Source organism: Mesorhizobium sp. WSM4306 (assembly GCF_007003975.1).
In the GTDB taxonomy this organism is placed as follows: domain Bacteria; phylum Pseudomonadota; class Alphaproteobacteria; order Rhizobiales; family Rhizobiaceae; genus Mesorhizobium.
In genome coordinates, this window is the sequence record NZ_VFTC01000002.1 from 347,152 (window position 1) to 361,990 (window position 14,839).

A 14,839-nucleotide genomic window follows, 5' to 3' on the forward strand; every position below is an offset into this window, starting at 1 on the left:
ACCCGCCACATCATGCTCATCTCCCCAGATAGACTTCGACGACCCGCTCGTCGGCCGAGACGAAATCAAGCGTCCCTTCCGACAGCACCGAGCCCTCGTGCAGGCAGGTGACCTTGACGCCGAGCTCTCGCACGAAATGCATGTCGTGCTCGACGACGATAACCGAATGGTCACGCGCTATGTCCTTGAGCAAGCGCGCTGTTTCCTCGGTCTCGGCATCGGTCATGCCGGCGACCGGCTCGTCGACCAAGAGCAGCTTCGGGTCCTGCGCCAAGAGCATGCCGATCTCCAGCCACTGTTTCTGGCCGTGGCTGAGATTGGCCGCCAGATCGTGGCGCTTGTCGCCGAGCCGGATGACGCCGAGGATGTCGTCGATCTGCCGCGCCTCGCCAGCCGAGCGGCGATGGAACAGCGCCGGGAAGATCGAGCGCGGCCCCTTCAGCGCCAGCATCAGATTGTCTTCGACGCTGTGGCTTTCGAAGACGGTCGGCTTCTGGAATTTGCGGCCGATCCCCATCATGGCGATCTCGGCCTCGTCGTGCCGGGTGAGGTCGACCTGGCCGTCGAAGAACACTTCGCCCTCGTCGGGCCGGGTCTTGCCGGTGACGATGTCCATCATCGTCGTCTTGCCGGCGCCGTTGGGACCGATGATGGCGCGCATCTCGCCCTTGTCGAGCACCAGCGACAGATTGTTGATGGCGCGGAAACCGTCGAAGGAGACCGAGACGCCGTCGAGATAGAGGATGGTATTCGACTTCGACATCGCTCTACTCCGCCGGCTGCGGTTCGGGGCCGGTGGCCGACCAGGCACCGGGCGTTGTCGCGGCACTGCGGACGATCTTCGGTGGCGGTGAAACATCGTTGTCGCTGCCAGCTTCCTCGGCGATTGCGGCTGCCCGCATCGCTCGGGCATTGCCGCGCCAGCTATCCCACATGCCGATGATGCCCTTGGGCAGGAACAGGGTTACGGCGACGAACAGGCCGCCCAGCGCGAACAGCCAGAATTCGGGCAGGACGCCGGTGAACCAGGATTTGCCGGCATTGACGAGCAGCGCGCCGACGATCGGGCCGACGATGGTGCCGCGCCCGCCGACGGCTGCCCAGATCACCACCTCGATCGAGTTGGAAGGCTCGAACTCGCCGGGATTGATGATGCCGACCTGCGGCACGTAAAGCGCGCCGGCAATGCCCGCCATGACAGCCGAGACGGTGAAGGCAAACAGTTTTACATTTTCCGCCCGCCAGCCGAGGAAGCGCGTGCGGCTTTCGGCATCGCGCACGGCCATCAAGAGCTTGCCGTATTTTGAACCGACGATGGCCCAGGTGATGAAGACGGCGAGCGCCAGCATCACCGCGCTGGCGGCGAAGAGCGCCGAGCGCGTGGCGTCGGCCTGAACGTTGAAGCCCAAAATGTCCTTGAAATCGGTCAGGCCATTGTTGCCGCCAAAACCCATATCGTTGCGGAAGAAGGCGAGCAGCAGCGCATAGGTCATCGCCTGGGTGATGATCGAGAGATAGACGCCGGTGACGCGGCTGCGGAAGGCGAACCAGCCGAAGACGAAGGCGAGCAGGCCAGGTACGGCCAGAACCATGACGACGGCGAACCAGAAGTGGTCGAAGCCATACCAGAACCAGGGCAATTCCTTGTAGTTCAAGAACACCATGAAGTCGGGCAGGATCGGGTTGCCGTAGACGCCGCGCGAGCCGATCTGGCGCATCAGATACATGCCCATCGCATAGCCGCCGAGCGCGAAGAAGGCGCCGTGGCCGAGCGAGAGGATGCCGCAATAGCCCCAGACGAGATCGAGCGCCAAGGCGAGTAGTGCGTAGCAGAGATATTTGCCGGTGAGCGCCACGATATAGGGCGGGATGTAGAAGGCGCTGGTCGGCGACACCGCGAGGTTGAGCACCGGCACGATGATGGCTGCGGCCAGCAGGATGAGAATCGTGATGGCGATGCGGCGGTCGGCGCCGGCGGCGAAGAAGCGTCCCGTGATCATGCTTCCGCCGCCCTGCCCTTGAGCGCGAACAGGCCGCGCGGGCGTTTCTGGATGAACAGGATGATCAGGACGAGTACGACGATCTTGCCGAGCACCGCGCCGGCATAGGGTTCGAGGACCTTGTTGACGATGCCGAGCGAGAAGGCGCCGACCAGCGTGCCCCACAGATTGCCGACGCCGCCGAAGACGACGACCATGAAACTGTCGATGATGTAGCCGCGGCCGAGATTGGGCGAGACATTGTCGATCTGGCTGAGCGCGACACCGGCGATGCCGGCAATGCCGGACCCCAGCGCAAAGGTCAGCGCGTCGACCCACGGCGTGCGGATGCCCATGGAGGCGGCCATACGTCGGTTGGCGGTGACGGCACGCATCTGCAGGCCCCAGGGTGTGCGCTTCATGACATAGAGCAGCACGCCGAAGACGGTCAGCGCGAAGACCAGGATCCACAGCCGGTTCCAGGTGATCGCCAACTGGCCGACATCAAAGGACCCCGACATCCAGGAGGGATTGCCGACCTCCTGGTTGGTCGGCCCGAAGATCGAGCGCACTGCCTGCTGCAGGACCAGCGAGACGCCCCAGGTCGCGAGCAGCGTTTCCAGCGGCCGGCCGTAGAGGAAGCGGATGACGCCGCGCTCGATGATCAGGCCGACAGAGGCGGCGACGAGAAACGCCAGCGGCAGCGCGATGACCAGCGACCAGTCGAACAGGCCGGGGAATGAGGTTCGGATCACCTGCTGCACGACGAAGGTGGTGTAGGCGCCGAGCATGACCATCTCGCCATGCGCCATGTTGATGACGCCCATAACGCCGAAGGTGATGGCAAGGCCGATGGCCGCCAGCAGCAGCACCGAGCCGAGCGATATCCCGTACCAGATATTCTGGCCGGCATCCCACAGCGCCAGGCTCGAATTGATGCTGGCGATTGCCGCAGTCGCCGCGTCCTTGACCGCGCCTTGCGCGTTGGCCTCGACCGGCGTGAGCAGCGACAGCGCGTCGCGGTCGCCGCGCGCGCCGATGAGCGCAATGGCTGCAAGCTTGTCGGCCTCGGGCTTGTCGGAGACCAGAATCGACGCAGCGCGCGCCTGCTCGAACAGCGCCTTGACCTTGGCGTCGGTCTCGGCGGCGATGGCCGCGTCGAGCGGCTCGATGTTGGCGGCATCGGGCGTCTTGAACATTGTGTCAGCGGCGGCAATGCGCACAGCCGGATCTTTCGCACGCAACGTCAGCGTGCCCAGCGCATCGCGGATGACGCGGCGCAGAGTGTTGTTGACCTTGATCTTGGTGATATCAGCCTTGGCGGCTTCGCCGGCGCTCTCACCGCTCAGCGGATCGAGTAGCGTGACACTGTCGCCGGCCTCATTGCCGACGAAGACGGCTGAATCAGCTTTGCGGATGTAAAGATTGCCTTCGGCGAGCGCTGCAAGCGGACGTTCGACCAGCGGATCGCCGGTGGCGGCGAGCTCACGCACCACGGTCTCGGTGGCCGCAAATCCCGTGCCGGTGGCGAATTTGGCGATGATGGCGCGCAGATCGGATTCGGCTGCGTTCGAGGGCAAAAGACTTGCCATCAGGAACACCAGCATGAGGCCGAGAGCGCGCAACAGGATCATCCGTTCAGGTACTTTTCCGGGAGGTGGAATTTGGCGCCCGGGCGGGCTGAAGCGCCCGGACGCCTTGCGGTCTCTGGCCGTGGAACCGACCAGTCCCGGGAGGGATCAGTTCGTGCCCTTGCCGCCGCACCTGCCGGTGGCGACGTTGAAGTTGCCGCAGGACAGCGGCGCGCGCCAATCCGAGATCAGGTCCTTGGAGTCAGGCAAATAGTCGGACCATTCGTCGCCCATCACGAGGCCAGGCGTCTGCGACACCGTCTCGAACTGGCCGTCGGCCTGGATCTCGCCGATCAGCACCGGCTTGGTGATGTGATGGTTCGGCATCATCGTCGAATAGCCGCCGGTGAGGTTCGGCACGGACACGCCGACCATGGCGTCGATGACCTTGTCCGGATCGGTGGTGCCGGCCTTCTCGACCGCCTTCACCCACATGTTGAAGCCGATATAGTGAGCTTCCATCGGGTCGTTGGTGGTGCGCTTGTCGTTCTTGATGAACTTGTGCCAGTCGGCGATGAACTTCTTGTTCTCCGGCGTGTCGACGCTCTCGAAATAGTTCCAGGCCGCGAGATGGCCGACCAGCGGTGCGGTGTCGAGACCGGCCAGTTCTTCCTCGCCGACCGAGAAGGCCATGACCGGGATGTCCTCGGCCTTGATGCCCTGGTTGCCGAGCTCCTTGTAGAAGGGAACGTTGGCGTCGCCATTGACGGTCGAGACGACGGCGGTCTTCTTGCCGGCCGAACCGAATTTCTTGATCGCCGAGACTTCGGTCTGCCAGTCGGAGAAGCCGAACGGCGTGTAGTTGACCATGATGTCTTCGGCGGCGACGCCCTTGGCCTTCAGATAGGCCTCGAGGATCTTGTTGGTGGTGCGCGGATAGACATAGTCGGTGCCTTCCAGCACCCAGCGCTTCACCGAGCCGCCGTCCTCGCTCATCAGGTAGTCGACGGCGGGGATCGCCTGCTGGTTTGGTGCGGCGCCGGTGTAGAACACGTTGCGCTCGCTTTCCTCGGCCTCATACTGGACGGGGTAGAACAGGATGTTGTCGAGTTCGGAAAACACCGGCAGCACCGATTTGCGCGACACCGAGGTCCAGCAACCGAACACGGCGGCGACCTTGTCCTTCGAAATCAGCTCGCGCGCCTTTTCGGCGAACAGCGGCCAGTTGGATGCCGGATCGACAACGACGGCTTCCAGCTTTTTGCCGAGCAGGCCGCCCTTGGCGTTCTGCTCTTCGATGAGCATCAGCATGGCGTCTTTCAACGTCGTCTCCGAAATCGCCATGGTTCCCGACAGCGAATGCAGAATGCCGACCTTGATCGTGTCTTCGGCGGCCTTGGCCGGAGACGACATCGACAGGCCGGCAGCGACGACGCCGGCCGAAAACATTTTTGTTATTGTAGCGAAATTACCCCTCATACCGAACACTCCCAAGCTGGTTGATTGCAGCGCAACCATGCAATGCAACAGCCGTGCCAAACGCAAACGCGACTCTCGGAAATGGGGAATAACCTAACGTTATCAGCCAATTATTATATTAGCCTAAAGAAAACAAAGGCGGCCGGCTAAAAATTGATTGAGGGAAATTTGCGCAGCGCACAAGGCTTTTGCCTAATTTTCGCCCAATTGTGACAAGTGCCTAGATTTTGAACTCAGCCAGCGGCATGCGGACGAACAATATTGCGGCACGGCGCAAAAATGGGGCAAGCTCACTCCGCAAACGAGTGACCCGATGACATCCCGTATCTCCTGCATTTCCGGCATCCTGCTGCTGATGGCAACGAGCGACGCCGCGCGCGCCGACTTCAGCGATGGCAAGCTGCCGGACGGCACCTATCACTGCGAAGTCTATCTGCTTGGAGCCTTCCTCAACCTCGGTGACATCACCATCAAGGGCAATGTCTATAGCGGCCCGGTGACCTTCGGCACCGCACCGCAAGGCTACAACTACCAGATGAACGCCAATGGCGAGATCACCTGGTTGGGCCCGCTGGGCGGCTACACCACCGGCGGCAACACCGTCTCGATGACGCAGGCGACGCTGGACGGCGAGACCACCCCGTCATTCGACATCATCCTGAGGCAGCCAGACGGAGCTTTCACCGCCTCGACCTGCACCAAGGGCTGAGCCGAGCCAACCACTCTCGCAGTCGCTTGCGCCAAAACCTTCCCCCCATGTCATGCGGATGTTGCCGAAGCAGACTAGGGCAGCGGTGCGCCGTAACATCCACCCTGAGAGGCAGACACCATGGCCAACGCACCGTCTTCATCCTCCCCCGTCATCCGCGACGTCATTGCCGAGCGCGTCTCACGCCGGTCTCTTTTGAAAGGCAGCCTTGCCTCCGGCGCGCTGCTTGCCGGCGGCAGCTTTGTCGGCTCCTTGTTTGCCGGCGAAACACATGCCGCGGCAGCGCAGTCGACGCTCGGCTTTCCCGAGCTGAAGCGGGTCTACGACAAGACCCATGCCGCCGCCGAAGGCTATGAGACGACCATCGTCGCGCGCTGGGGCGATCCGCTCGCCGCTGGCCTCGCCGAATTCGACGGCAACAAAGTCGCGGCGGACGAGCAGGAGAAACGCTTCGGTTACAATTGCGACTACATCGCCTTCATGCCGCTGCCCAAGGGCACGGTGAACTCCGACCACGGCCTGCTCTGCGTCAACAATGAATACATCTCGCCCAATGTGATGTTTTCCGGGATGACCGAGGACGATGCCGGCAAGACGATGACCAAGGAACAGGTCGATCTCGGCATGGCCGCGATGGGCCATTCGATCGTCGAAGTGCAGCTGAAGGACGGCAAGTGGGAAACCGTGGCCGACAGCCCGCTTAACCGCCGCATCACCGCCAACACCGAAATGACTGTTTCCGGACCGGTTGCCGGCCATGCCTTGATGAAGACCTCGGCCGACGCCACCGGCACAAAAGTGCTCGGCACCAGCTACAATTGCAGCGGCGGCTTCACCCCCTGGGGAACGGTGCTGACCTGCGAGGAAGGCGTGTCCGACATTTTCGGCGGTGATCCGAAGAAGGCGCCGACCGCCGAACTGCTCGACCGTTACGGTTTCGACGGTTCCGACATCTATGGCCGCGGCCGCTTCCATGACCGCTTCAATCTCGACAAGGAGCCAAACGAGGCCAACCGCTTCGATTGGGTGGTCGAGATCGACCCCTACGATCCGCAGTCCAAGCCGGTGAAGCGCACAGCACTCGGCCGCATGTCGCATGAGGCGTCGACCGTGGTCCTCAACAAGGACGGCCGCGTCGTCGTCTATATGGGTGACGACGACTATTTCGAATACATGTACCGCTTCGTCTCGGCCAAGGCCTATGACAAGGCCAACCCGGCCTCCGGCGCAGATCTGCTCGATGACGGCGTGCTGTCGGTTGCCCGCTTCGATGCCGATGGCTCGATGACGTGGCTGCCTTTGGTGCACGGCCAGGGCAAGCTCACCGCCGAGAACGGTTTCGCCGACCAGGCCGAAGTGCTGTTGAAGACGCGTTTTGCGGCTGACGCGCTGGGCGCCACGCCGATGGACCGGCCGGAGGACATCGAGACCAATCCGGTGACCGGCCGCGTCTATGCGGTGATGACCAAGAACAAGAAGCGCGACCAGTCGAAGGTCAATCCGGCCAATACGCGGCCGGAAAATCTCTGGGGCCACATTGTCGAACTGATCCCGCCGGGCGGCCGCGGCGCGGACGCCGACCACACGGCGGAAAAGTATGCCTGGGACCTGTTCGTGCTCTGCGGCAATCCGAAGGACGCCGCGGTCGGCGCGACCTTCCATCCCGATACGTCGGACAATGGCTGGTTCGTCTGCCCCGACAACATCACTTTCGACCCGGCCGGGCGGCTGTGGGTGGCGACCGACGGCGCCAATGATTTCGACCTGCCGGACGGCGTCTACGGCGTCGACACCGAAGGTGCTGCGCGCGGCCTGCCGAAACTGCTGTTCACCTGCCCGCATGGTGCTGAGGCGACCGGCCCATGCTTCACGCCCGATGGCACGACCTTGTTCCTGTCGGTGCAGCACCCTGCCGAAGATGCAGAGACGCTCGACAAGGTGCAGACGCTGTGGCCCGACTTTAGGGATGGTCAGTTGCCACGGCCGGCCGTCGTCGCCATCCGCCGCAAGGACGGACAGCCGGTCGGCGCCTAAAGCGCGTCGCGCTGAAATGGATCCAAGCGACGCGCTTTAAGTCTTTGTTTTGATGCATGTCGTTGTCCCAGAACCGCAGCACACTTCTGGGCGACATGCATTAGCAAGTCTCTGGAAAAGAAGTGCGGAACGCGCATGCGCGTTCCGCGTAGCGGTCCGGGAGGACGGCTCAGATCGTCTTGGCCGACATTTGCGCGGCGATGTATTCGGCCTGGCGGATCGCCAGCGACACGATCGTCAGCGTCGGGTTTTCCGCCGCACCGGTCGTGAACTGGCTGCCGTCCGACACGAACAGGTTTTTGATGTCGTGCGCCTGGCCGTGCTTGTTGACGACGCCGTCTTCCGCCTTCTCGCTCATCCGGTTGGTGCCGAGATTGTGGGTCGAGGGATAGGGCGGCGTCGGGAACGAGCGCGTCGCGCCGACCGCATCGTAGAGTGCGGTGGCCTGCTTGTAAGCATGGTTACGCATCGCCGTGTCGTTCGGGTGATCGTCGAAATGCACATCGGCGATCGGCATGCCGTGCGCATCCTTCTCGTCGGCATGCAGCGTGATGCGGTTTTCCGCGCGCGGCATGTCCTCGCCGACGATCCACAGGCCGGCCATGTGGTCATAGTGATCGAGCGCAGTGGTGAAGGAACGGCCCCAGCCGCCGGGATTGAGGAAAGCGGCCATGAAGGGCAGGCCGAGCGATAGCGTCTCGAATTCGTAGCCGCCGACAAAGCCGCGCGACGGGTCATGGCGCGCCTCGTCACGGATGATGCCGGCCATGGTGGTGCCGCGGTACATGTGCACCGGTTTGTCGAAGATGGCGTAGACCGAGCCGGTGGTGTGGCGCATGTAGTTCTTGCCCACCTGCCCCGACGAATTGGCAAGCCCGTGCGGGAATTTCGCCGACTCGGAGTTGAGAAGCAGGCGCGGGCTTTCGATCGAATTGCCGGCGACGGCGACGATGCGGGCCTTCTGTTCCTGCAGCTTGCCGTCCTTGTCGGCATAGACGACGCCGGTCACCTTGCCTGAAGCGTCGTGGTTGATCTTGATCGCCATGGCATTCGCTCGGACTTCGAGGTGGCCGGTCGCCTCCCCCTTGGGAATCTCGGCATACAGCGTCGACCATTTGGCGCCCCATTTGCAGCCCTGGAAGCAGAAACCGGTCTGCTGGCAGGAATTGCGATCGTCGCGCTCGACCGAGTTGATGGCCATGTTACCGGTGTGGCATTCCTTGTAGCCGAGCTTGTCGGCGCCGGCCTTCAGCACCTTGAAATTGTTGTTGCCGGGCAGTCGCGGCCAGTTGTTGGTGCCGGTAACACCCATCTTGGCTTCGGCCTTGGCATAGTAAGGCTCCATCTCGGCCAGCGTGACCGGCCAATCCAGCAGGTTGGCGCCTTCCACCTTTCCATAGGTCGAGAGCGTCTTGAACTCATGCTCCTGGAAGCGCAGCGAGGCGCCGGCCCAGTGCGTGGTCGAGCCGCCGACCGATTTGACGATCCAGGCCGGCAAATTGGGGAAATCCTTCGACACCCGCCAGTCGCCAGACGTCGTGCGCTTGTCCGTCCAGGCGAGTTGGCTGAAGGAAGCCCACTCGTCGTTGATGAAGTCCTCATATTCGTGGCGGGCGCCGGCCTCGAGGATGACGACATCGACGCCCTTCTGGGCGAGTTCGTTGCCGAGCGTTCCGCCGCCGGCGCCGGACCCGATGATGACGACGACATTATCGTTCTTGAGATCAAATGAAGCTGCCATGGTTTCCTCCCATGAATTCCTGTTTGCGGGGTTCAGAACGACCGGAGCTCTAGAGCCACTCGATGTCGTCGAATCCGCGCGCGATGTAGCCGCCCTTGGAATAGGACTCGCCCTCGTAGCCGAAGATCGGCCACACCTCCGGCTGGTTGTAGAGGCTGACGACGAGGCCGCCGCGAATGGACTGGAAGAACGGCGTCGCCTCGATCTGCTTCAGCACAGCGACGCGCTGCTCCTCCCAGCCGAGGCCGCGATAGCCTCCCTCGCCCGACTTCTTGTCGAGGTCGGCAATACCGTCTTCGATCATCGTCTTGTAGGCTGCGTCCTTGCCGGCCTGCTCGTCATGGCCCTTCACGGCGATGGCGTAGTATTTGTCGGGCACCTGATCGTGCGGATAGATGTCGCGCGCCATCTGGATCAGCGTCGCCATGGTTTCGGGCTTGAGCGCCGATGTCTCGAGCCCCCAGGCATTTTCGGGGCTGATGACGGCGCTGCCGGAGATGACGAGCAGCGCGCCGATGCCACCGCGCTTGAGAAGTTCACGACGTGAGAGCCCAGGCTTTCCGTCATAGATCGTGACCATTTGTTCCTCCCTGCTTGCTATTTGCGCCCTTGAAGGGCGCCGTTGCTGGCGTCGCGCGGCTGAACGCGACCGAATAATCCCCTACTGGAAGCGCCCTCCACGCTGGAGAACCTCGATCTTGTAGCCGTCGGGGTCCTCGATGAAGAAAAAGCGGGCGATCAGCGACCCATCGCGGTTGAACTCGACGATTTTCTTGGGGGCGAGGCCGAGCGCGCCAATGCGGTCGTGCTCGCTGTCGAGATCGGCGACCGAGACCGCCAGGTGACCGTAACCGTCACCAAGCCCATAAGGCTCGGTGCGGCCCTTGTTCACGGTGAGTTCGAGCTCGAAGCCGGTTTCGGCGTTGGCGAGGTAAATCAGCGTGAATGTCTCGAAATCCAGCCTGTCGGCGATATCGAGCCCGAAAGCGTTTCTGTAGAAATCGACGGATCGGGCCTCCTCGAGAACCCGGATCATGGAATGGATCGCCTTCGCCAAATCAGTCTCCGTCGCTGCATGCTGGAGGTGATTATGGGCGGCATGCGCGAAAGGTGGTGGCAGCCGGTTACCACGGCTAATTTTGCAATCGCTGCTATGCCTGGGGCCTAAAGACGAAAGTCCGATTGCCGTTTGCGGCTTTCCGGCAGAAAGTGCCTCGCACAAATATATGCTTGAAGGCGCGATTCACTGCGCCCAAAACCAACAATATCGGGAGGTAGGAATGTGCAGGGTTTTTGCCGGGCAGGATCCGGAAGGCTACCGACAGATCAACCGGTCGATCCGCATCGACGGACACTCGACCAGCATCCAGCTTGAGGCGACATTCTGGGCATTGCTGGACGAGATCGCCGACAGCCAGGGCCTGACGACGCCGAAGTTCATCTCGAAGCTCTATGACGAGGCGATCGAGATCAACGGCGCCATTCCGAACTTCGCCTCGATGCTGCGCACCACCTGCGCGCTCTATCTGCGCGGTCACCGGCCTGACATGGATGAGCTGACGCCCAAGCGCCAAGCCGCCTGAAGCTGGACCGGTTCATCGTTTCGCGGAAACGCCGAACCGCTCCAGGTTTTTTGTTTGACGCAATTCCCTAGGGAAAGCGCAACGCGCTTTTCCCGGGAAAACCGTTTCACACTTTTCCTGGAATTGCTTATCCCTCGGCCGCAACCTCGAGCCCGAGCCGCGCCATGTCGGTGAACAGCGCCTGACGTTCGGAATAGGCGGTTAGCTCGTCGGTCACGATATTATCGACGACGGTCAGCAGCGACAGGGCGCGGGCACCGAAATGCGCCGCGATGCGGTAGAGCGCGCTGGTTTCCATGTCGACGGCAAGCGCGCCAAGCGCCTGTGCGTCAGCGAATCGAGCGCGCCCTTCCGGGTGATAGAATACATCGCTGCAGATGGTCAGCCCTGCCTGATGGTCGATGCCGAGTTGAGCGGCGCAGGCCAAGGCGTGGGCGAACAGGCCCGGATCGGGCCCGGCAGCCGCATCGTAGAGGCCGAAGACCTGGCCGCTTCGCTCGCTTTCGGCGCGCACCGATTGCGAGATCACCACGGAGCGTAGCGGCACATCGGCGGTCAGACCACCGCAGGTGCCGGTGCGGATCAGCGTTTTGACGCCGTGGAAATCCAGCAGCTCATGCACATAGACCAGGAAGGACGGGACACCGATCCCGGTGGCCTGGATGCTGACGGGACGACCGCGATAGAGGCCGGTAAAGCCCAGCGCGCCCCGGCGACGATTGATGCAGCGCGGCGCCTCCAGAAAAGTCTTCGCCATCCACTCGGCGCGCTGCGGATCGCCCGGCAACAGCACCGTTGCGGCATAGTCACCCTTGGCTGCCTCGTTGTGCGGCGTCACGACATGCTCCCCAAAAACCCGCCGCCCTTTCGCCTGCAATCATGGCAGCGTCACGTCATTGCGCAAGGGGTGAATTAGGGAGATCTAAAGCGCGTTGCTTGCGACGCACTTTAGGCTTTTGTTTTATGCATGTCGTTTTCTCAAAACAGGGGCCACTTTTGAGCGACATGCATCAGGATTCAAGCACATCCTTGACGACGGTGGCCAGTTGTTTGAGCGAGAATGGCTTCGGCAGGAAGCCGAATTGCGCGTCGGGCGGCAGGTTCCGGGCGAAGGCATCTTCGGCATAGCCGGACACGAAGACAAACTTGATGTCGGGCTGGCGCTTGCGCAATTCGCCAAGCAGCGTCGGTCCGTCCATCTCCGGCATCACCACGTCGGACACAACGATATCGACCTTGCCGCCGAGCGCTTCGAAGACTTCCAGCGCCTCGACACCCGAGGACGCTTCATGGACGGTGTAGCCGCGCGAGGTCAGCGCCCGCGAGCCGCCCATGCGCACGGCGTCCTCATCCTCGACCAGCAACACGGTGGCCGAGCCCGAGAGGTCCTTGCCGGGATCGGCGGCTTTCACCGGGGCTGCCGGCGCTTCGCCGACTTCACCCGGCTTCTTCGCCTCCGCTATATGGCGCGGCAGGAAGATACGGAAGGTCGAGCCCTTGCCGACTTCGGAATCGCAGAAGATAAAGCCGCCGGTCTGCTTGATGATACCGTAGACCATCGACAGGCCAAGGCCGGTGCCTTTGCCGACCTCCTTTGTGGTGAAGAAGGGCTCGAAGATCTTCTTCAGCACGTCGGGCGCAATGCCGGAGCCGGTGTCCTCGACCTCGACCACGACATAGTCGGCCGGGGTGAGTTCGCGGTAGGAGAAGCTCTTGCATTCCTCGGCCGTCACGTTCCGGGTGCGCACGGTGAGGTCGCCACCGGCCGGCATGGCGTCGCGGGCATTGACCGCGAGATTGACCACCACCTGCTCGAACTGGCCGATGTCGACCTTGACCGGCCACAGATCGCGGCCGTGGTCGACCTTCAGCTTGATGTCATTGCCGACCAGGCGGGCAAGCAGCATCCTGAGATCGGCAAGCACGTCGGTGAGGTTCAGCACCTCCGGCCGCAATGTCTGCTTGCGCGAGAAGGCGAGCAGCTGCCGCACCAGCGAGGCCGCCCGGTTGGCGTTCTGCTTGATGTTCATGATGTCGGGAAAGGACGGGTCCGACGGGCGATGATTGGTCAACAAAAGGTCAGACGCCATGATGATGGCGGTCAGCACATTGTTGAAGTCGTGGGCAATGCCGCCGGCGAGCTGTCCCACAGCCTGCATTTTCTGGCTTTGTGCCATCTGGCCCTCGAGCGCCTTCTGCTCGGTGGTGTCGACGGCATAGACAATGGCCGATTCCTCAGCCCCCTCGCCGCCGGTGCCGTCGGCGACCGCGTTGACGTAGAAGCGGATATGCCGCTCCTCATTGCCGGGCAGTAGGGTGTCGATCGGCTCGATGTCGGCCTGGCGCAGCCGCGCCTTTTCGAACGCGGCAGCAAAGGCCGGGCGGTCGCGCTCGTGGATGACCGTATCCAGCCGCACGCGGCGGTCGACGGCATCGCGATCGACGACGGAGGAAAACAGCGACAGGAACGGCGCGTTGGTGCGCAGGATGCGGCCGCTGGCGTCGACGCCGGCAATCGCCATCGGCGTCGAGTTGAAAAAGCGGGTGAAGCGCACTTCCGACGCGCGAAGGTCGGCGGATGCGTCCTCGCCCTGGGTGCGGTTGAGCACGATGGTACGGGTCGGGCCGTTGGTCCCCTCGCGGCTGGCCGAAACGCGGTGCATGAAGCGCACCGGCAGCGCCTCGCCGGTCGTCGTCGTCAGATCGAGATCGATGACGGCGTTGCGGGTGGTGCCGGGATCGGCCTTGACCGAGCGCACCAGGGCCATGCCGTCGCCGGCGACGATTTCCGGCAGCGTGACCGCGCCAGGCGTGAAGCTCGCGAGATCAATGCCCAGCCATTCGGCGAGCGTGGCGTTGACGTAGGTGACGCGGCCCTCCTGGTCGGCAGAGAAGAAGCCGGCCGGCGCGTGGTCGAGATGGTCGATGGCCTTCTGCAGGTCGAGGAAGAAACGTTCCTGCTCTGCCCGTTCCTGCGAGATATCGGCGAGCTGCCAGGCGAGCATGGGCAGCCGCTGGCCGGGAACGTTGAAGGTGCGGGCCCGCGCGCGGTACCAGCGCGCGCCGGGTTCCGCGCCCGGCCGGATCGACTGCGCCAGCCGGAATTCGCCGTCGCCGGCCTGGCCGTCGCGCAGGCCCGAGGCCAGCCGGTAAATGGTCACCGAGGCTTCGGGAACATCGGAAAGCAGGCCTTCGACCGTCTTCAGATCAGCTGCCGACGCGGCACCAGTCATCTCGGCATAGGCCCGATTGGCGTAGACGACGCGGCCCTTGGTGTCGGTAACGATCAGGCCCTGCGACATCGAATCGACAAAGGCCTTCGACAGTTCATCCCCGGTCGAACGCGGTGCGATCTGCACGAAGCCGATGGCCGTGGCGAACAGGAAGCCGACGCCGATCATGGCAAGCACGCCCAGCATGCCGAGCAGGAAGGGATCGCCAAGACGCTCGCGGAAAATGCCGAAAACGATCGCGGCCCCGGTCAAGACGATGATGAAGACGATGAGCCGGGTAACCGCGCCTGGCCGCGTGTTCTGGTCGACGATCGGTACCGGATAGAAATCGCCGCGCGTTTCCCTGGCCATATGCCCCCTGCTCGTGAGTTTGTCCGACACCGCCCCCGGCCGGTTGAATCACATTCTCCTAATCCGGAAAAGGCCTTGGCGGCAAATGTCTGATAAAAATGACGCGCCGGTGTTTCAAGCTGTTCATGAAGCGTGAAGGCAACTTGCGGTGCCCGGTCG

The 14,839-nt window shown here is 62.8% G+C and carries 12 protein-coding genes; 3 read left to right on the plus strand and 9 right to left on the minus strand.

All coding sequences use genetic code 11. The features are described 5' to 3' along the window. Positions 1 to 16 precede the first annotated feature (16 nt). The 4 genes from urtD to urtA form a co-directional block, all read right to left on the minus strand. Positions 17 to 763 (minus strand): urea ABC transporter ATP-binding protein UrtD, encoded by a 747-nt coding sequence (gene urtD, locus FJV77_RS05440; protein WP_142865827.1) that lies wholly within the window; start codon positions 761 to 763, stop codon positions 17 to 19. Between the two features lie 4 nt (positions 764 to 767). Then, positions 768 to 2,000, minus strand: coding sequence for an urea ABC transporter permease subunit UrtC (urtC, locus tag FJV77_RS05445; RefSeq protein WP_142865828.1), 1,233 nt, complete (start codon positions 1,998 to 2,000; stop codon positions 768 to 770). Continuing rightward, positions 1,997 to 3,613 (minus strand): urea ABC transporter permease subunit UrtB, encoded by a 1,617-nt coding sequence (gene urtB / locus FJV77_RS05450; RefSeq protein WP_142865829.1) that lies wholly within the window; start codon positions 3,611 to 3,613, stop codon positions 1,997 to 1,999. The genes urtC and urtB overlap by 4 nt, the downstream gene beginning before the upstream one ends. A gap of 105 nt (positions 3,614 to 3,718) precedes the next feature. Then, on the minus strand, positions 3,719 to 5,029 hold the full coding sequence (urtA, locus tag FJV77_RS05455; protein WP_142865830.1) for an urea ABC transporter substrate-binding protein: 1,311 nt from the start codon (positions 5,027 to 5,029) through the stop codon (positions 3,719 to 3,721). Between the two features lie 313 nt (positions 5,030 to 5,342). Between urtA and FJV77_RS05460 the strand changes: the two genes are divergently transcribed. After that, positions 5,343 to 5,738: a hypothetical protein gene (locus FJV77_RS05460; RefSeq protein WP_142865831.1), complete on the plus strand. Its 396-nt coding sequence runs from the start codon at positions 5,343 to 5,345 to the stop codon at positions 5,736 to 5,738. 120 nt (positions 5,739 to 5,858) lie between these two features. Continuing rightward, entirely contained in the window at positions 5,859 to 7,772 is a 1,914-nt protein-coding gene (locus tag FJV77_RS05465; protein ID WP_142865832.1) for a PhoX family phosphatase, read from the plus strand. 169 nt (positions 7,773 to 7,941) lie between these two features. Here FJV77_RS05465 and FJV77_RS05470 read toward each other — a convergent pair whose 3' ends face one another. The 3 genes from FJV77_RS05470 to FJV77_RS05480 all read right to left on the minus strand — a co-directional run bounded on the left by FJV77_RS05470 (position 7,942) and on the right by FJV77_RS05480 (position 10,570). Next, on the minus strand, positions 7,942 to 9,513 hold the full coding sequence (locus FJV77_RS05470) for a GMC family oxidoreductase (RefSeq protein WP_142865833.1): 1,572 nt from the start codon (positions 9,511 to 9,513) through the stop codon (positions 7,942 to 7,944). A 49-nt stretch (positions 9,514 to 9,562) separates the two neighbouring features. Beyond that, a complete protein-coding gene (locus FJV77_RS05475; protein ID WP_142865834.1) occupies positions 9,563 to 10,093 on the minus strand; it encodes a gluconate 2-dehydrogenase subunit 3 family protein in 531 nt (176 codons plus the stop codon). A gap of 81 nt (positions 10,094 to 10,174) precedes the next feature. Further along, positions 10,175 to 10,570, minus strand: a complete 396-nt coding sequence (locus FJV77_RS05480; protein ID WP_142865835.1) for a VOC family protein — start codon at positions 10,568 to 10,570, stop codon at positions 10,175 to 10,177. Positions 10,571 to 10,793: 223 nt separating this feature from the next. Here FJV77_RS05480 and FJV77_RS05485 point away from each other — a divergent pair, with 223 nt between their 5' ends. Further along, a complete protein-coding gene (locus tag FJV77_RS05485; RefSeq protein ID WP_112561515.1) occupies positions 10,794 to 11,096 on the plus strand; it encodes a ribbon-helix-helix domain-containing protein in 303 nt (100 codons plus the stop codon). A 127-nt stretch (positions 11,097 to 11,223) separates the two neighbouring features. Here FJV77_RS05485 and FJV77_RS05490 read toward each other — a convergent pair whose 3' ends face one another. Continuing rightward, complete coding sequence (locus tag FJV77_RS05490) at positions 11,224 to 11,934, minus strand: DeoD-type purine-nucleoside phosphorylase (protein WP_142865836.1); 711 nt, start codon at positions 11,932 to 11,934, stop codon at positions 11,224 to 11,226. Positions 11,935 to 12,106: 172 nt separating this feature from the next. Then, on the minus strand, positions 12,107 to 14,680 hold the full coding sequence (locus FJV77_RS05495) for a PAS domain-containing sensor histidine kinase (protein WP_142865837.1): 2,574 nt from the start codon (positions 14,678 to 14,680) through the stop codon (positions 12,107 to 12,109). Positions 14,681 to 14,839 lie beyond the last annotated feature (159 nt).

Excerpts from the sequence above, each read along its gene's own strand:
- urtD (WP_142865827.1), bottom strand. The coding sequence starts at position 763 with ATGTCGAAGTCGAATACCATCCTCTATCTCGACGGCGTCTCGGTCTCC.
- urtC (WP_142865828.1), bottom strand. The coding sequence starts at position 2,000 with ATGATCACGGGACGCTTCTTCGCCGCCGGCGCCGACCGCCGCATCGCC.
- urtB (WP_142865829.1), bottom strand. The coding sequence starts at position 3,613 with ATGATCCTGTTGCGCGCTCTCGGCCTCATGCTGGTGTTCCTGATGGCA.
- urtA (WP_142865830.1), bottom strand. The coding sequence starts at position 5,029 with ATGAGGGGTAATTTCGCTACAATAACAAAAATGTTTTCGGCCGGCGTC.
- FJV77_RS05460 (WP_142865831.1), top strand. The coding sequence starts at position 5,343 with ATGACATCCCGTATCTCCTGCATTTCCGGCATCCTGCTGCTGATGGCA.
- FJV77_RS05465 (WP_142865832.1), top strand. The coding sequence starts at position 5,859 with ATGGCCAACGCACCGTCTTCATCCTCCCCCGTCATCCGCGACGTCATT.
- FJV77_RS05470 (WP_142865833.1), bottom strand. The coding sequence starts at position 9,513 with ATGGCAGCTTCATTTGATCTCAAGAACGATAATGTCGTCGTCATCATC.
- FJV77_RS05475 (WP_142865834.1), bottom strand. The coding sequence starts at position 10,093 with ATGGTCACGATCTATGACGGAAAGCCTGGGCTCTCACGTCGTGAACTT.
- FJV77_RS05485 (WP_112561515.1), top strand. The coding sequence starts at position 10,794 with ATGTGCAGGGTTTTTGCCGGGCAGGATCCGGAAGGCTACCGACAGATC.
- FJV77_RS05495 (WP_142865837.1), bottom strand. The coding sequence starts at position 14,680 with ATGGCCAGGGAAACGCGCGGCGATTTCTATCCGGTACCGATCGTCGAC.